Source organism: Roseateles flavus (genome assembly GCF_039872765.1).
GTDB classification, from domain to species: Bacteria; Pseudomonadota; Gammaproteobacteria; order Burkholderiales; family Burkholderiaceae_C; genus Roseateles_B; species Roseateles_B flavus.
The window spans coordinates 134,837-152,768 of record NZ_JBDPZC010000012.1 but is presented as its reverse complement, the minus strand read 5'-3'; the positions used below and the strand labels follow the sequence as shown (position 1 = coordinate 152,768).

Here is a 17,932-nt window from a genome sequence, read left to right as displayed (position 1 = left end):
ACGAAGCGAGCTGAACAAGCGCCGCGCTACAGTTGTCCACAGCCGGCATCAGCCGATGTCGGCCCCAAGCCCTGGGTCAAAGTTCAATCGGCAGGGTGGGTCAAATTTAGATCGGCGCCAACAGTGTTATGATTTCCCTGTAAGCGCTTGGGCCATATGGCTTGGCAGCTCCCTCTTCGGACGGACGCCAAGCTCCAAGACGCAAAAGAGGGGGCGGCCGCGTAAGCGGCCGTTTTCCTTTGTGTCACGCATGGCGCACTTCATGGATGAGGCTGGTAAACCGGCTCTCCAGACCTTCCAGTTCGGCTCGGAGCTGTGCGCGCTCGACACGAAGTGCCTCTAGGTCCACTTGGTAGACCGGCTCTACGGCTTCCACATAGCGAACCACGTTGAGGTTCCAGTCGTTCTGCAGGATGTCTTCCAATGACACCAAGCGGGCGTAGCCATCAACATCCGCCCTAGCTACATAGGTAGCCTCGATCTGGGCGAGGTCTTCATCGCGTAGCTTGTTCTGAGTTTTCCCGTGCTCGAACTGGCGGCTGGCGTCGATGAAGAGCACTTGCCCGTCGCTCTTGTCCTTACGCAGCACCAGTAGTGCAATCGGCAGCGACGTGCTTGGAAGCAGCTTGGCTGGGAGCGCGATCACTGCGTCCACGAGGCCTTCTTCCAGCAGTTGCCTGCGAATCTGTAGCTCCGCGCCAGTGCGGAAGAGGACACCGTGGGAGACCACCACTGCCATGCGGCCACGACCGGGCTTGAGGGTCTCCACCATGTGGCTGATGAAAGCGTAGTCAGCAGAAGCGCGCGGCGGAACTCCGCGTCGGTAGCGGCCGAACGGATCGGCTGCGGCGGCTTCTTGTCCCCAATCCTTCACGTTGAAGGGTGGGTTTGAAACCACCACGTCGAACTTCTGCAGTTGGCCGCCAGCCACCAGACGCGGGTCTTTGAGGGTGTCTCCCCATGCCAACTGCGCGGCGCGTTCACCATGCAAGAACATGTTGATTTTTGCGAGCGCCCAGGTGCCGCCGTTCTTCTCTTGTCCAAACAACTGACAGCCCTCACCGCCAGATTGGGCACGCGCGAAGGCGCTGCAGGTCAACAACAAGGTGCCAGAACCGCAGCATGGATCGCCAACGCTTTCCCCAGCTTCGGGCCGGAGGATTCCGGCGATCAGGCGTGAAACCTCTGGCGGGGTGAAGAAATCGGCACCCCGTTTGCCAGCGACGACTGCAGCCTCGCTGATGAGCGTTTCGCAGGCAAAGCTGGCTGCTTCGGCACTTGCGCCGCCTCGAAAGTCGAACTCTGGCAAACCGAAGCAGCTCAGCAGATCAGCGACGAGGTGCTGCCTTTGCGTGGGTTCGCCCAGCAAGGAGGAGTCGAAACGGACACTGTGAAAGGCGTCTTTCAGCAGCGGATGCTGCTTCTCCAAGTCAGCCAGCGCCCAGTCAACACGCTGCCCGATAGCGGGCATGTGCTTGGCGTTGAGCAGCCGTTCAAACGAGGGCACCGATCCGGCATCCGCCTCGAGCGCAACCGCATGGCTAGTTTCGACGGCATGGTCAGACGCGTACTTCAGAACCAGCAATGCCAGGATGTGGTCACGGACCTCACTAACATCGACCACGCCGCGAACTGAATCAAAGCAGCGCAAGAGTGCGAGACGAATTGCCTGCTTGGTTCCAGCATCAAGCACGGTCACCTCCGCGGTGCGAAAGGACGTCGGCCAACTGAGCGACCTCAATGGTGTCCAGTTCTGTCAACCGGTGCCGAATGGCAGCGATTCGTCCCGCCAGCTCATCAATTTCAGCGATATGGCGTTGGCGGCCAATATCGGGGACGTCCACCTCCAGTGTCTGAAGAGCCGTCTTGGTCAGCGCTTTGATGCTGGTGCCAGTCAGCATTTGCTTGAGCTTGGCGCCGGTCGTCGGCAGGTTGAGAAACCAGACCAAGTAACCGGCATCTAGCCCGACAGCCGGTCGGATCACGTTCAATTGACCCACCGGCAGAACTGGCAAGTCCGCCCCGGTGAAAAGCGATGCCCTGTAGTAGTCGCCCCGTGAGGGGATGACCACATCACCGGCTTGCAGGCAGTTCGCGCGGTACTTCTCAGCTACAACAACCTGCGGCAGTTCGCTCCAGCTCACTGGCGTCGAAGCCAGAACATCCCGGATGGCCAACGCACGCACGTTGCCTTCCGGATGTTCTTGCGGTGCTTGATCCCGAAAGACCACTGCTGTGTGGACTTCCGCCAAATCGTTGAGGGTGCGAACGGGATTCATCAAATGACTCTACTGTTGACGCAGTGTAGCGTCAGCCGCCTTGTCGCGCAAGCAGTAGAGTCATTTGTTCAAATGAGCGGGCCTTTTCGCAGCCGCACTAACCGAACCCGATTTGTTCAGCGGTCACCAATCAACAGTGCGAGCCCCATAGCTTTCGCAGCTTATGGGGCCCCGTTTCGCACCTTATGGGGCGCTCTACAGCATCACACGTCAATATTCGCCGCCCGCAACGCATTGGTCTCAATGAAGTCCCTCCGCGGCTCCACCTCATCGCCCATGAGCATGGTGAACACGCGATCGGCTTCGATCGCATCCTCGATCTGCACCCGCAGCAGGCGGCGCACGGTCGGATCCATGGTGGTCTCCCACAGCTGCTCGGGGTTCATCTCCCCCAGGCCCTTGTAGCGCTGGCGGCCCACCGAGTTCTCGGCCTGGGTCATCAGAAAGCCCATGGCCGAGCGGAAGTCGGCGACCTTGCTTTCCTTGGCCTTCTCGCCCTCGCCCTTGCGGACCAGGCCGTCGGCGGTCATCAGGCCCTTGAAGGTCTTGCCGGCGGTGGCGAGCACTTCGTAGTCGGCGCCGTGGACGAAGTCCGCGGTGATGACGCTGGAGCGGGTGTTGCCGTGGTGCTTGCGGCTGATGCGCAGGAAGAGCTTGTCGGTGCGGGCGTCGTACTCGGCGCTGACCTCGGCCTCGTGCAGGGCGGCCTGCATGTCAGCGGCGGACTGGTCCGCGGCTTCCTTGCTGTCGAGGTTCAGGCTCAAGCCGCCGGCCAGGGCGCGCAGGGCCTCGAAGTCCATCCAGTTGGAGAGGCGGTCGATGACGTTCTCGGCCAGCACGTACTGGCGGGCCAGGGCCTCGAAGGCCTCGCCCTTGAGCACGTCGCCACGGCCGGTGTGCAGCTCGGCATCGTTGAGGGCCACGCGCAGCAGGAAGGCGTCCAGCTCGTGGCCGTCCTTCAGGTACTGCTCCTGCTTGCCCACCTTCACCTTGTACAGCGGCGGCTGCGCGATGTAGATGTGGCCGCGCTCCACCAGCTCCGGCATCTGGCGGTAGAAGAAGGTCAGCAGCAGGGTGCGGATGTGGGCGCCGTCGACGTCCGCGTCAGTCATGATGATGATGCGGTGGTAGCGGAGCTTGTCCGGGTTGAAGTCGTCGCTGCCGGCGCCGCGGCCGATGCCGGTGCCCAGGGCGGTGATCAGGGTGATGATTTCGTTGGAGGTCAGCAGCTTCTCGTAGCGGGCCTTCTCCACGTTCAGGATCTTGCCGCGCAGGGGCAGGATGGCCTGGAACTTCCGGTCGCGGCCCTGCTTGGCGGAGCCGCCTGCGGAGTCACCCTCCACGATGTAGATCTCGCACAGGGCGGGATCCTTTTCCTGGCAGTCGGCCAGCTTGCCGGGCAGGCCCAGGCCGTCCAGCACGCCCTTGCGGCGGGTCATCTCGCGGGCCTTGCGCGCGGCCTCGCGGGCGCGGGCGGCGTCGAGGATCTTGCCGCAGATGATCTTGGCGTCGACCGGGTTCTCCAGCAGCCAGTCCGTCAGCTTGTTGGCGACGATTTCCTCGACCGGGCCGCGCACTTCGCTGGAGACCAGCTTGTCCTTGGTCTGGCTGCTGAACTTGGGCTCGGGCACCTTGACGGAGACCACGCAGGCCAGGCCTTCGCGCATGTCGTCACCGGCCACCTCGACCTTGGCCTTCTTGGCCAGGTCGTTGTCGGTGATGTACTTGTTCAGCACGCGGGTCATGGCGGCGCGCAGGCCGGTCAGGTGGGTGCCGCCGTCGCGCTGCGGGATGTTGTTGGTGAAGCAGAGCACGTTCTCGTTGAAGCCATCGTTCCATTGCATGGAGACTTCAACGCCGATGTTGGTGCCCTGGTCCGAGGTCTTGTCGCCCTGGGCGTGGAAGATGTTCGGATGCAGGGTGCTCTTGCCCTTGTTGATGAACTCCACGAAGCCGCGCACGCCGCCGGCATAGGCGAAGTTGTCTTCCTTGTTGTTGCGCTCGTCGATCAGGCGGATCTTGACGCCGTTGTTCAGGAAGGAGAGCTCGCGCAGGCGCTTGGCCAGGATGTCGTAGTGGAAGTCGTTGTTCTGCTGGAAGATCTCGGTGTCCGGCAGGAAGTGGACTTCGGTGCCGCGCTTGTCGGTGTCGCCGATCACGCGCATGGGGCTGGTCTCGACGCCATCCACCACCTCGATCAGGCGGTCCTGCGGGATGCCCTGCTTGAACTCGATCTGGTGCACCTTGCCGTCGCGGCGCACGGTCAGGCGCAGCCACTTGGACAGGCCGTTCACGCAGCTCACGCCCACGCCGTGCAAGCCACCGGAGACCTTGTAGGAGTTCTGGTTGAACTTGCCGCCGGCGTGCAGCTCGGTCAGGGCGATCTCGGCCGCCGAGCGCTTGGGCTCGTGCTTGTCATCCATCTTCACGCCGGTGGGGATGCCGCGGCCGTTGTCGATCACCGAGATGGAGTTGTCGGTGTGGATGGTGACGATGATGTCGTCGCAATGCCCGGCCAGCGATTCGTCGATGGAGTTATCCACCACTTCGAAGACGAGGTGGTGCAGGCCGGTGCCGTCGGAGGTGTCGCCGATGTACATGCCGGGGCGCTTGCGCACGGCCTCCAGGCCTTCGAGGATCTGGATCGAATCGGCCCCGTAGACCGCGCCCGACGCGGCCTCGGCCGTGACGGCGGCCTGCTGCTTGTCGGTCAGGCCTTCAGGCTTGTGTTCGTTGCTCGGGACATCACTCATCGGGAACTCTCTCTCACACGGGGTCAGGTCTTGCATGACCCCTTTAAAGCACTGAAGCGGGCCGGGCCTTGTGGCCCTTGCCCGCTGCTCTCATTTCTGGGTCTCGATCAGATTCGCATCGGCATCACGACGTACTTGAAGCCGCTCTGCTCGGGGATGGTGATCAGGGCGCTGGAGGCGCTGTCGTTCAGGTCGATGGAGACCATGTCCTGGCCCATGTTCTGCAGCGCGTCCATCAGGTAGGTCACGTTGAAGCCGGTCTCGATCAGGTCGCCGCCGTAGTCGATCTCGATCTCTTCCTTGGCCTCTTCCTGCTCGGCATTGCTGGAGGCAATGGACAGCAGGCCCGGCTCGAAGGACAGGCGCACGGCCTTGAACTTCTCGCTGGTCAGGATGGCGGCACGCTGCAGGGAGGACAGCAGGGGCGCGCGGCCCAGGGTCACGCGGAACTTGTGGTTCTTGGGGATGACGCGGTTGTAGTCGGGGAACTTGCCCTCGACCAGCTTGGTCACGAACTCCATGCCCGAGAAGCTGAACTTGGCCTGGTTGCCGGCGAAGCGCATCTCGATGGGCTGGTCGTCGCTGCCGTCCTTGCCACCGTCCTTCAGCAGGCGCATCAGCTCCAGCACGGTCTTGCGGGGCAGGATGACTTCCTGCTTGGGGATGTCCGTCTCCAGCTCGGCCTGCGCAAGGGCCAGGCGGTGGCCGTCGGTGGCCACGAGCGTCAGGCTCTTGCCCTCGGCCACGAAGAGGATGCCGTTGAGGTAGTAGCGGATGTCGTGCACCGCCATCGCGAAGTGCACCTGGTTGATCAGGTGCTTGAGCGTCTTTTGCGGCACGCTGAAGGCGGGGCCGAAGTCGGCGGCTTCCTGCACGAGCGGGAAGTCGTCGGCCGGCAGGGTCTGCAGCGTGAAGCGGCTCTTGCCGCCCTGCAGGGTCATCTTGCTGGCGTTGCTGGAGAGGCTCACCGTCTGGTCCGAGGGCATGGAGCGCAGGATGTCGATCAGCTTGCGCGCACCCACGGTGCTGGAGAAATTGCCTTCATCGCCGTCGAACTCGACGGTGGTGCGGACCTGGATCTCGAGGTCGCTGGTGGTCAGCTCCACCTGCGAGCCCTGCTTGCGGATCAGCACATTGGCCAGGATGGGCAGGGTGTGGCGGCGCTCGACGATGCCGGACACGGCCTGCAGGGCACTCAGCACCTTGTCCTGGCTGGCTTTCAACACAATCATGTGAACCTCTCTCCACTTGTTCGGGGCGACCCGCGCCCGCCTTCCCGGCCCGACCGGCGCCCTGGGGCCGGTCACAAGCAAGACGCGCGCGCGTGAGACAGCGCGCATTGTCACCCAGGAATGGGGCGTTTCCCGGGGAGTGGAAACCATGCCGTTGATCTGTTGCAGGACTGACCCGCACGGAGCCCGGGGATCCGGCTCTGCCGGGCCCACGGGCTCGCCCCCTTGAGGGGGCGCGCGAAGCGCGTAGGGGGTGGACCTTCAACCCTTCAGCGTCTGCTCGAGCACGTGCAGCTGCTGGTTGAGCTCGGTGTTCTTCTGGCGCTCCCCACCGATCTTGCGCACGGCGTGCAGCACCGTGGTGTGGTCGCGGCCGCCGAAGAGCTCGCCGATCTCGGGCAGGCTCTTCTGGGTGAGCTCCTTGGCCAGGTACATGGCAATCTGGCGCGGCCGGGCGATGCTGGCCGGGCGCTTCTTGCTGTACATGTCCGCGACCTTGATCTTGTAGAAGTCCGCCACCGTCTTCTGGATGTTCTCCACAGAGATCTGGCGGTTCTGGATGGAGAGCAGGTCCTTGAGCGCCTCGCGGGCCAGCTGGATGTTGATTTCCTTGTGGCTGAAGCGGCTGTAGGCCAGCACCTTGCGCAGCGCGCCTTCGAGCTCCCGCACATTGGCGCGCACGTTCTTGGCGATGAAGAAGGCCACGTCCTCCGGCATGGGCGCCTGCTCGGCTTCGGCCTTCTTGATCAGGATGGCCACCCGCATCTCCAGCTCGGGCGGCTCGATGGCCACCGTCAGGCCGGCGTCGAAGCGGCTGGTGAGGCGCTCGTCGATGTCCACCAGGCCCTTCGGGTAGGTGTCCGAGGTCATGATGATGTGGGCGCGCTTGGCCAGCAGGGCCTCGAAGGCGTTGAAGAACTCCTCCTGCGTGCGGTCCTTGCCGGCGAAGAACTGCACGTCATCGATCAGCAGCAGGTCCAGCGAGTGGTACTTGGCCTTGAGCTCGTCGAAGGTCTTGCGCTGGTAGTTCTTCACCACGTCGGAGATGAACTGCTCGGCGTGCAGGTAGAGCACCCGGGCGTCGGGCTTGTCCTTCAGCAGGGCATTGCCCACGGCGTGGATCAGGTGGGTCTTGCCCAGGCCCACGCCGCCGTAGATGAACAGCGGGTTGTACATCTGCCCCGGTGCGCCGGCCACGTGCAGGGCGGCGGTGCGGGCCATCTGGTTGGCACGGCCGGGGACCAGGGTGTCGAAGGTGAGCGCGGGGTTGATGCGATGCCGCGTGCTACCCGGCGCGGGCGTCACGCCGGCGGCCACCACGGGCGCCTGCGCCAGGGCCGGCTGCACGGCGGCCAGGCCGTTCACCGCCGGCTGCTCCGCGGCCGCCGGGCGGTTCACGGGCACCGGCCGCAGGCCGTTGTGCAGCACCTGACCCACGGCCACCGGCTGGTTGGCCGGCAGGGCCGTAGCCGCACGCGGCATGGCCTCGCGCGGCGCCACGGCCAGCTCCAGCCGCGCCGGGCGGCCGGCCAGTTCGGTGAGGATGGATTCGATGCGCCCGGCGTACTGGTTGCGGATCCAGTCCAGCTTGAAGCGGTTGGGCACGCGCAGGGACACGGTCACGCCCTGCTCACCGCCATCAGCCACATCGGCCGGGGGGAGAGGACGGATCCAGGTATTGAATTGTTGTTCAGGCAGCTCGGCGGCCAGACGTTCACAGCCGCGTTGCCAGAGATCTGCGCTCATTGTGGAAAACTTCTTCTTGAGCGGCCGGATTGTACGGATCCACGGCCCCAAAAGACGAGGTTATCCACAGAAATTTTCGTGCCTGCCTTACCCCGGCACGGCAGCCCGGCACTCCGGGAGGAAGTTGACCGGCAGCCAGAAGTTTGGTGTAATCGCGGGCTTTTCCGGACGCCGGATGTATTTGCTTGGGCGCGTGGCTTTCCCTGCTCTGGGAGGTCAAACCCCTGGCGGTAGGTCCACCGCGCCAACAAGGGGCCCTGCCCCGGAACACCGCCCTGGCCTCACGCCAGGACGGCAGACCGAGCAGGAACCTGATGTGGGCGCACGCAGCAGCGGCGCCCCGGCGCGGCGCACATCAGCGGTGCGGCAGGCAGACACCTTTACGGAGGTGGCGGCTTGCAGTTCCGAGATGCTCCCGCATCTTTGATCGGCCCATCAGCTATCGCGTCCACAGACGTCCACAGAGGTTTTCCAACATGAAACGCACCTACCAAGGCTCCAAGACCCGCCGCGCCCGCACCCACGGCTTCCTCGTCCGCATGAAGACCCGCGGTGGCCGCGCCGTGATCCGCGCCCGTCGCGCCAAGGGCCGCAAGCGCCTGGCCGTCTAAGCGAGCCGCATCAAGACCATGATCGGCCGCATCGAACGATCGGCCGACTTTGAGCGCGTGCTGGGTCAGCCCAGCCGCGCCCGCAGCAAGCATTTTGCTGTGCATCACCTCATGGCCGCTCCCAGCCTGCCCGGACCCGGTTTTTCCACAGTGAAATCCGAGTTATCAACAGGCCACCCACCGCTTGCCCACAGTCCTGTGGACGAATCGGCATCTGCCGAGGGGGTGAAGCCCGAAGCGGCGGCCCCAGCGGCCGTCCCTGACGGGCAGTGGCTGGGCTGCGTCGTGCCCAAGCGGCACGCCCGCCGTGCGGTGACCCGATCCCTGATCAAACGCCAGATCCGCGCCGTCTTCGCTGACGCCGCGGGCTTGCTGCCGCCCGGACTCTGGGTGGTGCGCCTGCGCCTGCCCGTGGATCGCAAGCAGTTCCCCAGCGCCGCCTCCGACCCGCTCAAGGCCCTGGTGCGTGAGGAGCTGCTGCAGCTGCGCGCCAAGCTGGCCCGCGCGGCTCAAGCCACACCCGCCGGCCCGGCCTCCCCTGCCGCGGCCCGAGGCTGAGCCCCCCCTGCCCGCCATGATGGCCCGCCGCAGTCCCCTCCAATGGCTCCTGATGGGCCTGATCCGCGCCTACCAGCTGCTGATCAGCTCCTGGATCCAGGCCGGCTGCCGCTACTACCCCAGCTGCTCCGCCTATGGCATGGAGGCCGTGCGCCGGCACGGCGGCATCGCCGGCAGCTACCTGGCCGCAGCGAGAATCCTGCGCTGCAACCCATTCTGTCTGGGCGGACATGACCCCGTGCCTGACAATCCGCCCCGTCTGTTCTCGCGCCTCGGGCTCGGGGGCAGCGCGACACCCTCTTCTTCCAATCCAGAAGCTTCTCCATGACTGATATACGCCGCACCGTGTTGTGGATGGTGTTCACCGCGTCGCTCGTCCTGCTGTGGGACGGCTGGCAGAAATACAACGGGCACCCCTCAATGTTCAGCCCCACGCCGGCCAAGCCCGCCGCCAGCGCGGCGCCTGCACCCGGCAGTGCGGCATCGGCCGGCCTGCCCACGGCCAGCGCCACCGGCACGGCCAGCGCCGCCGCAGCCCCCGCGGCGGCCGCCTCGGCGGCTCAGCCCGCTGGCGAGAAGTTCGAGGTCACGACCGATGTGGTCAAGGCGACCTTCGACACCCGTGGCGGCAGCCTGGTGCGCGTGGAGCTGCTCAAGCACCTGACCACCGAGACCCACGGCCTCATGGACCCGCTGATGCGCCTCGTGGGGCTGAAGGCACCGTCCGGCTTCAAGCCCGAACCCGTGGTGCTCTTCGATGCCGCCAGCTACCGCCCCGAGTCCGGCCTGATCGGCGTGCCCGGCGCGCCCAACCACTTCACGCTGATGAACGTGGTGGGCACCGAGCGCCAGCTCAAGGACGGCGCCAGCTCGCTGACGGTGCGCTTCGAGTCCCCCGAGCAGGGCGGCCTCAAGCTGGTCAAGACCTACACCTTCAAGCGCAGCGACTACGCCATCGACGTCAAGCACGAGGTGGTCAACACCGGCGCCGCGCCAGTCAGCCCGCAGCTCTACGTGCAGCTGGTGCGTCCGCAGGCGGTGGAGTCCTCGTCCGGCTACATGGCACCGGCCTCCTTCATCGGCCCGGCCATCTACACGGACAAGAACAAGTTCCAGAAGTTCGACTTCAAGGACCTGGACAAGGGCAAGGCCGACTACGACAAGCACGCCGATGACGGCTGGGTCGCGATGGTGCAGCACTACTTCACCACCGCCTGGCTGCGCAACAGCGCCGGCCCGCGCGAGTTCTTCGTCAAGAAGAACGAGTCCGGCGCCTACAGCGTGGGCCAGGTCTTCCCCCTGCCCGCCATCAACCCCGGCGCCTCGGGCGTGGCCGAGAACGTGCTCTACGCCGGCCCACAGGAAGAGAACAAGCTGACCGAACTCGCCCCGGGCCTGGAGCGCGTCAAGGACTACGGCATGTTCTACGTGATCGCCAAGCCGCTGTTCTGGCTGCTGGACAAGATCCACGGCATGCTGGGCAACTGGGGCTGGTCCATCGTGGCCCTGGTGGTGCTGCTGAAGATCGCCTTCTTCGGCCTGAATGCCAGCGCCTACCGCTCCATGGCCAAGATGAAGGCCGTGGGCCCGCGCATCAACGAGCTGCGCGAGCGCTACAAGAACGACCCGCAGAAGCAGCAGCAGGAGATGATGCGCATCTACCGCGAGGAGAAGGTCAACCCCCTGGGTTCCTGCCTGCCCATGCTGCTGCAGATGCCCTTCTTCATCGCCCTGTACTGGGTGCTGCAGAGCACGGTCGAGATGCGCAACGCGCCCTGGATCGGCTGGATCACCGACCTCTCCTCGGCCGACCCCTTCCTGATCCTGCCCATCCTGATGACGGCGTCGAGCCTGCTGCAGGTCGCGCTGAATCCCACGCCGGCCGACCCGACCCAGGCCAAGATGATGTGGATGATGCCGCTGGCGCTGAGCTTCATGTTCTTCTTCTTCCCGGCCGGCCTGGTGCTGTACTGGCTGGTGAACAACCTGCTGTCCATCGCGCAGCAGTGGATCATCAACAAGCAGATGGGCGTGCAGAACTGAGCTTCGCGCGAAGGCCATTGCGAAGGCCTTCGCGAACTACTGCACAAAGCCCCCGATCGCCCCCGCGATCGGGGGCTTTTTTTCGCCTTGGCGCTCACCTTTAATGGAGCTCATGCGGGGCAGCTTGATGCAGCAGGTCCATTCAACCGGGCCGCATCACAGGCCCGCCGCGGGGTTCACGAGAACTGCTGCGGCCGCCTCCCCCGCGCCATCTTCCACGGCCCCTGGCATCGCGCCCGGGGCCGTTTTCATGGGCACTGCCAACCACCGTCCTGCGGCGAGGCATAGGACAATGCGCCCATGCTGGCCCGCCACCTCGACCCCATCGCCGCCATCGCCACCGCCCCTGGACGAGGCGCCGTGGGCATCGTGCGCGTCTCGTCCCCGCAAGACCTGACCCCATTGATCGAGCAGCTGTGCGGCCGCGCCCTGCGCCCGCGCGAGGCCCACTACCTGCCCCTGCGCGCCGCCAACGGCGATGCCATCGACCACGGCCTGGCCCTGCACTTCCCCGCGCCGGCCTCCTACACCGGCGAGCACGTGCTGGAGCTGCAGGCCCACGGCGGCCCGGTGGTGCTGCAGCTGCTGCTGGCGCGCTGCCTGGAGCTGGGCGGCGCCATCGAATCACTGAAGCACCTGCGCCTGGCCGAACCCGGCGAGTTCACCCAGCGGGCCTTCCTCAACGGCAAGCTGGACCTGGCACAGGCGGAGGCCGTGTCCGACCTCATCGACGCCAGCACCGAGGCCGCTGCCCGCAGCGCCAGCCGTGCGCTGTCCGGTGCGCTGTCCACCGAGGTGGGCGAGCTGCGCGACGGCCTGATCAACCTGCGCATGCTGGTCGAGGCCACGCTGGACTTCCCCGAGGAGGAGATCGACTTCCTCCAGGCGGCCGACGCCCTGGGCAAGCTGCGCCGCATCCAGGCCCGGCTGGACAGCGTGCTGGACCGCACCCGCCAGGGCGCCCTGCTGCGCGAGGGCATCAAGGTGGTGCTGGCCGGCCAGCCCAATGTGGGCAAGAGCTCCCTGCTCAACGCCCTGGCCGGCGCCGAGCTGGCCATCGTCACGCCCATCCCCGGCACCACGCGCGACAAGGTCAGCCAGACCATCCAGATCGAGGGCGTGCCCCTGCACATCACTGACACCGCCGGCCTGCGCGAGACCTCCGACGAGGTCGAGCGCATTGGCGTGGCCCGCAGCTGGGACGCCATTGCCGAGGCCGACGTGGTGCTCTTCCTGCACGACCTCACCCGCATGGGCGAGGCCGGCTACGAGGCCGGGGACGCCGAGATCCGCGAACGCCTGGCCCGGGTCGACCCCACCCGCCTCCTGCAGGTCTACAACAAGGCCGACACCGGCGCGGACGCCCGCAGCAGGCAAGACCTGACCCTGCCGGCGGATGCCGTGCAGCTGTCCGCCAAGACCGGCGCCGGCCTGGCCGAGCTGCGCCGCGAGCTGCTGGCCCATGCCGGCTGGCACGCGGTGCCCGAGGGCCTCTTCATCGCCCGAGAGCGGCATGTCCAGGCCCTGCGCCGCACCGCCGAGCACCTGGCGCTCGCGCTCGCCCAGGTCGAAGTGGAACCACCCGCCCTGGACCTGATGGCCGAGGAACTGCGCCTGGCCCACGACGCCCTGGGCGAGATCACCGGCGCCTTCTCGGCGGACGAGCTGCTGGGGGAGATCTTCAGCCGCTTCTGCATCGGGAAGTAGCCCCGCCTTCGCCCCCGCCGGCTTGCATCCGCCATCGCTTGACCGCCCACCCCGGGCCGTGAGCGGCGGGGCCTGACGCTGCGCCCTGCGTAGCCGCGCCCCCTCCAATGACGACGCCGCGCCGGCGCTGCCCGCCGGGGCCGCCTGCGCCGCGTCTTTACATCATCTTGATACCGGCCGCCGGACCTTCTACACGGCCTTGACGCCCCCAAACCTACGCTCCTGACATCACACAACCCCTTGTTGAGAGTGTCTATGGACGGAGTGTTTTTGGGCCTGAGCCTGGCGCTGTTCGCGCTGGCCGTTGGCCTCGCCCTGGCCAGTCATCGGCTGGAGAAGAAGTCATGAGTGCGCTGTACTGGATCAGCGGCCTGCTGGCCGCGGCCTTGTTTGTCTACCTGGTCTATGCGCTGCTGCGCGCGGAGGAGTTCTGAATGAGCACCTCTGCATGGATCCAGCTCGCCCTGTACATGGGCATCCTCCTGGCGGCGGCCTGGCCGCTGTCGCGCTGGCTCTCGGCCCTGGCCGAGGGGCGGCTGCCGCGATGGATGCTGCGGGTCGAAGGCGGCCTGCTGCGCCTGGCCGGCGTGAAGCCCGATGAAGGCATGCACTGGCGGCACTACGCCATCGGCCTGCTGGTCTTCAGCTTGCTGGGCGTGCTGGCGGTCTACGGCCTGCAGCGCCTGCAGCACCTGCTGCCGCTGAACCCGCAAGGCATGGGCGCCATCAGCCCGGACTCAGCCTTCAACACCGCCATCAGCTTCGTCACCAACACCAACTGGCAGGGCTATGGCGGCGAGTCCACCATGAGCTACCTGACCCAGATGCTGGCGCTGACGGTGCAGAACTTCCTGTCGGCGGCCAGCGGCATCGCGGTGGTCTTCGCGCTGATCCGCGGCTTCTCGCGCAAGCTCAGCGGCGATGTGGGCAATGTCTGGCAAGACCTGACCCGCATCACGCTGTGGCTGCTGCTGCCGCTGTCCTTCGTGTTCGCGCTCTTCTTCGTGAGCCAGGGCGTGATCCAGAACCTGGACGCCTACCAGGACGCCCACACGCTGGAGGTGAACCACTACGACGCCCCGCGCCTCGGCGCCGAAGGCCAGCCCCTGAAAAACGAGAAGGGCGAGCCGCTGACCGAAGCGGCCGAGTCCTCGACCCAGCAGCTGGCCATGGGGCCGGTGGCCTCCCAGCTGGCCATCAAGATGCTGGGCACCAACGGCGGCGGCTTCTTCAACGCCAACTCGGCCCACCCTTTTGAGAACCCCACGCCGCTGAGCAACTTCGCCCAGATGCTGGCCATCTTCCTGATCCCGGCCGCGCTGTGCTTCAGCTTCGGCCAGCTGGTCGGGGACTGGCGCCAGGGCCTGGCCCTCCTGGCGGCAATGAGCGTGTTGTTCATTGCCGGCGTTGTCGTCGAATCCGCCGCTGAGCAGGCCGGCAATCCCCGCCTGCAGGCACTGCAGGTGGACCAGCGCCTCACGGCCGAGCAGTCGGGCGGGAACATGGAAGGCAAGGAGACGCGCTTCGGCATCAATGCCAGCAGCCTCTTCGCCGTGGTCACGACGGCCGCCTCCTGCGGCGCCGTGAACACCATGCATGACTCGCTGACGCCCATCGGCGGCATGGTGCCCCTGGTGATGATGCAGCTGGGCGAGGTGGTCTTCGGCGGCGTGGGCACGGGCCTTTACGGCATGCTGGTCTTCGCCCTCCTCGCGGTCTTCATCGCCGGGCTGATGATCGGCCGCACGCCCGAGTACCTGGGCAAGAAGATCGAGAGCCATGAGATGAAGATGGTGTCCGTCGCCATCCTCGTCACGCCCCTGGTCGTGCTCATGGGCACGGCCCTGGCGGTGCTCGCGGCGGACGGCAAGGCCGGCATCGCCAACCCGGGCGCCCACGGCTTCTCCGAGGTGCTCTATGCACTGACCTCGGCCGGCAACAACAACGGCTCCGCCTTCGCCGGCCTCTCGGCCAACACGCCCTTCTACAACACCCTGCTGGGCATCGTGATGTGGCTGGGCCGCTTCGGCGTCATCGTGCCGGTGCTGGCCCTGGCAGGCAGTCTGGCCGCCAAGAAGCGCATCCCCACCGGCAACGGCACCCTGCCCACGCACGGCCCGCTCTTCGTGGCCCTGCTGATCGGCGTCGTGCTGCTGGTCGGCCTTCTCAACTACGTGCCTTCCCTGGCCTTGGGCCCCATCGTCGAGCAGCTGATGCTCTGGACCGCCTGAGGAATCATCATGAGCAATTCGACAACTGCAACAAGCTCGGCAACGAGCAGCACTTCCCTGCTGGACCCGGCCCTGATGAAGCAGGCCCTGGGCCAGTCCATTGCCAAGCTGGACCCGCGCATCCAGTGGCGCAACCCGGTGATGTTCGTGGTCTACGCGGGGAGCCTGCTGACCACCGGACTGTGGCTGGCCAGCCTGGGCGAGCCGGCGGTGGCCGGCAGCGAAGGTTCGGGCTTCATGCTGGCCATCGCGCTGTGGCTGTGGTTCACCGTGCTCTTCGCCAACTTCGCCGAAGCCATGGCGGAGGGCCGCTCCAAGGCCCAGGCGGCCTCGCTGCGCGGGCTCAAGACCAAGGCCTGGGCCAAGAAGCTGGAGGAGCCGCGGCATGGTGCGCGCTGGCACCCGGTCCAGTCCGATGAGCTGCGCAAGGGCCATGTGGTGCTGGTGGAGGCGGGCGACCTCATCCCGCTGGACGGCGAGGTGATCGAGGGCGTGGCTTCGGTGGACGAGAGCGCCATCACGGGTGAATCGGCCCCGGTGATCCGCGAGTCCGGCGGCGACTTCGCCTCGGTCACGGGCGGCACCCGCGTGCTCTCGGACTGGCTGGTGCTGCGCATCGCCGTCAACCCGGGCGAGTCCTTCCTGGACCGCATGATCGCGATGGTGGAAGGCGCCAAGCGCCAGAAGACGCCCAACGAGATCGCGCTGACCATCCTGCTGGTGGCGCTGACCCTGGTCTTCCTGGTCGTGACCGTGACCCTGCTGCCCTTCTCCCTCTTCAGCGTGGAGGCCGCGGGCAGCGGCACGGTGGTGTCCATCACGGCTTTGGTGGCGCTGCTGGTCTGCCTGATCCCGACGACGATCGGCGCGCTGCTCTCGGCCATCGGCGTGGCGGGCATGAGCCGCATGATGCAGGCCAACGTCATCGCCACCTCGGGCCGCGCCGTCGAGGCCGCGGGCGATGTGGACGTGTTGATGCTGGACAAGACCGGCACCATCACCCTGGGCAACCGCCAGGCCAGCCGCTTCCTGCCGGCACCCGGCATGAGCGAGATGCAGCTGGCTGACGCCGCGCAGCTGGCCTCGCTGGCCGACGAGACGCCGGAAGGACGCAGCATCGTCGTGCTGGCCAAGCAGCGCTACGGCCTGCGCGAGCGCGAGCTCGCCAGCCTCGGCGCCCAGTTCGTGCCCTTCACGGCCCAGACCCGCATGAGCGGCATCGACCTGCAGACCGCCAGCACGCCGCTGCGCAGCATCCGCAAGGGCGCGGCCGACGCCATCCGCCGTCATGTCGAGGCCTTGGGCGCGCGCTATCCGGCGGAAGTCCAACAGGCTGTCGATGATGTGGCTCGCCTCGGCAGCACGCCGCTGGTGGTCAGCGACGGTTCGCGCGTGCTGGGCGTCGTCGAGCTCAAGGACATCGTCAAGGGCGGCATCAAGGAGCGCTTCGCCGAGCTGCGCCGCATGGGCATCAAGACCGTGATGATCACCGGCGACAACAAGCTCACCGCCGCCGCCATCGCCGCCGAGGCCGGCGTGGACGACTTCCTGGCCGAGGCCACGCCCGAGGCCAAGCTGAAGATGATCCGCGACTACCAGAGCGAAGGCCGCCTCGTCGCCATGACCGGCGACGGCACCAACGACGCCCCCGCCCTCGCGCAGGCCGACGTGGCCGTGGCCATGAACAGCGGCACGCAGGCGGCCAAGGAGGCCGGCAATATGGTGGACCTGGACTCCAACCCCACCAAGCTGCTGGAGATCGTGGAGACGGGCAAGCAGCTGCTGATGACGCGCGGCTCGCTGACGACCTTCTCCATTGCCAACGACGTCGCCAAGTACTTCGCCATCATCCCGGCCATGTTCGTGGGCGTGTACCCCCAGCTGCAGGCGCTCAACGTGATGCAGCTGCACAGCCCGGCCTCGGCCATCCTGTCGGCGGTGATCTTCAATGCGCTGATCATCATCGCCCTCATCCCCCTGGCCCTGAAGGGCGTCAGCTACCGCGCCATCGGTGCCGCGGCCCTGCTGCGCTGCAACCTGGCGATCTACGGCCTGGGCGGCCTCGTCGTGCCCTTCATCGGCATCAAGGCCATCGACCTGATCCTGGTCGGCCTGCACCTGGTCTGAGGAGATCCATCATGAAACAACATCTGCGTCCCGCCCTGGTGAGCCTGCTGCTGCTCTCCGCCGTGACCGGGCTGCTCTACCCCCTGGCCGTGACGGGCATCGCCCAGATGACCATGCCCAAGGAGGCCAACGGCTCGCTCATCGAGGAGAAGGGGCAGGTGGTCGGCTCCGAGCTGATCGGCCAGTCCTTCACGAGCCCCAAGTACTTCTGGGGTCGCCCCTCGGCCACGGGCCCGATGAGCCACAACGCGACCAACTCGGCCGGCTCCAACCAGGGGCCGCTGAACCCGGCGCTGGAAGCGGCCGTCCAAGCGCGCGTCGAGGCGCTGCGGGCAGCGGACCCGGGCAACACTGCGCCGGTGCCGGTGGACCTGGTCACCGCCTCCGCCAGCGGCCTGGATCCGCACATCAGCCTGGCTGCTGCGCGCTACCAGGCGCCGCGTGTGGCCCGCGAGCGCGGGCTGTCGGTCAAGGAGGTTCAGCGCCTGATCGAGGCCTACACCGAGCCCACGGACCTGCGAGTCCTGGGTGAACCGCGGGTGAACGTGCTGAAGCTCAACCTCGCCCTGGACCGTGCCAGGCAAGGCTGACTCAGCCCCCGGACCCGCGTCCGGTACCGAGCTCCCTTCTTTTGAACCCCTTGCG

14 protein-coding genes are annotated in these 17,932 nt (G+C 66.4%); 9 read left to right on the top strand and 5 right to left on the bottom strand.

Annotated features, from left to right (window positions below; genetic code table 11):
* Positions 1-244: 244 nt before the first annotated feature.
* The 5 genes from ABDJ40_RS21145 to dnaA all read right to left on the bottom strand — a co-directional run bounded on the left by ABDJ40_RS21145 (position 245) and on the right by dnaA (position 8,010).
* Complete coding sequence (locus ABDJ40_RS21145; RefSeq protein WP_347612627.1) at positions 245-1,693, bottom strand: N-6 DNA methylase; 1,449 nt, start codon at positions 1,691-1,693, stop codon at positions 245-247.
* Positions 1,686-2,279 (bottom strand): restriction endonuclease subunit S, encoded by a 594-nt coding sequence (locus ABDJ40_RS21140; RefSeq protein WP_347612626.1) that lies wholly within the window; start codon positions 2,277-2,279, stop codon positions 1,686-1,688. The genes ABDJ40_RS21145 and ABDJ40_RS21140 overlap by 8 nt, the downstream gene beginning before the upstream one ends.
* A gap of 203 nt (positions 2,280-2,482) precedes the next feature.
* The gene (gene gyrB, locus ABDJ40_RS21135; RefSeq protein ID WP_347612624.1) at positions 2,483-5,032 is read right to left on the bottom strand and encodes a DNA topoisomerase (ATP-hydrolyzing) subunit B; all 2,550 of its coding nucleotides are present in this window, start codon (positions 5,030-5,032) and stop codon (positions 2,483-2,485) included.
* A gap of 107 nt (positions 5,033-5,139) precedes the next feature.
* Complete coding sequence (gene dnaN, locus ABDJ40_RS21130) at positions 5,140-6,264, bottom strand: DNA polymerase III subunit beta (protein WP_269631214.1); 1,125 nt, start codon at positions 6,262-6,264, stop codon at positions 5,140-5,142.
* Between the two features lie 261 nt (positions 6,265-6,525).
* Entirely contained in the window at positions 6,526-8,010 is a 1,485-nt protein-coding gene (gene dnaA, locus ABDJ40_RS21125) for a chromosomal replication initiator protein DnaA (protein ID WP_347612621.1), read from the bottom strand.
* A gap of 476 nt (positions 8,011-8,486) precedes the next feature.
* Between dnaA and rpmH the strand changes: the two genes are divergently transcribed.
* From rpmH to kdpC, 9 genes are all read left to right on the top strand, one after another.
* Positions 8,487-8,621: a 50S ribosomal protein L34 gene (rpmH, locus tag ABDJ40_RS21120; RefSeq protein ID WP_183106475.1), complete on the top strand. Its 135-nt coding sequence runs from the start codon at positions 8,487-8,489 to the stop codon at positions 8,619-8,621.
* Between the two features lie 225 nt (positions 8,622-8,846).
* The gene (locus ABDJ40_RS21115) at positions 8,847-9,179 is read left to right on the top strand and encodes a ribonuclease P protein component (protein ID WP_347612619.1); all 333 of its coding nucleotides are present in this window, start codon (positions 8,847-8,849) and stop codon (positions 9,177-9,179) included.
* A gap of 52 nt (positions 9,180-9,231) precedes the next feature.
* The gene (gene yidD / locus ABDJ40_RS21110) at positions 9,232-9,507 is read left to right on the top strand and encodes a membrane protein insertion efficiency factor YidD (protein WP_347612618.1); all 276 of its coding nucleotides are present in this window, start codon (positions 9,232-9,234) and stop codon (positions 9,505-9,507) included.
* Entirely contained in the window at positions 9,504-11,222 is a 1,719-nt protein-coding gene (gene yidC, locus ABDJ40_RS21105; RefSeq protein ID WP_347612616.1) for a membrane protein insertase YidC, read from the top strand. Before yidD ends, yidC begins: the two co-directional genes overlap by 4 nt.
* 300 nt (positions 11,223-11,522) lie before the next feature.
* Positions 11,523-12,929: a tRNA uridine-5-carboxymethylaminomethyl(34) synthesis GTPase MnmE gene (gene mnmE / locus ABDJ40_RS21100; RefSeq protein ID WP_347612615.1), complete on the top strand. Its 1,407-nt coding sequence runs from the start codon at positions 11,523-11,525 to the stop codon at positions 12,927-12,929.
* A gap of 344 nt (positions 12,930-13,273) precedes the next feature.
* Positions 13,274-13,363, top strand: a complete 90-nt coding sequence (gene kdpF, locus ABDJ40_RS21095) for a K(+)-transporting ATPase subunit F (RefSeq protein WP_285981846.1) — start codon at positions 13,274-13,276, stop codon at positions 13,361-13,363.
* Positions 13,364-15,160 carry a potassium-transporting ATPase subunit KdpA gene (gene kdpA, locus ABDJ40_RS21090; RefSeq protein ID WP_347612613.1) on the top strand — a complete coding sequence of 599 codons (1,797 nt, stop codon included), beginning with the start codon at positions 13,364-13,366 and terminating at the stop codon, positions 15,158-15,160. It abuts the gene before it with no gap.
* 9 nt (positions 15,161-15,169) lie between these two features.
* Positions 15,170-17,287 carry a potassium-transporting ATPase subunit KdpB gene (gene kdpB / locus ABDJ40_RS21085; RefSeq protein WP_347612611.1) on the top strand — a complete coding sequence of 706 codons (2,118 nt, stop codon included), beginning with the start codon at positions 15,170-15,172 and terminating at the stop codon, positions 17,285-17,287.
* A gap of 11 nt (positions 17,288-17,298) precedes the next feature.
* Entirely contained in the window at positions 17,299-17,877 is a 579-nt protein-coding gene (gene kdpC / locus ABDJ40_RS21080) for a potassium-transporting ATPase subunit KdpC (RefSeq protein ID WP_347612610.1), read from the top strand.
* Positions 17,878-17,932: the final 55 nt, after the last annotated feature.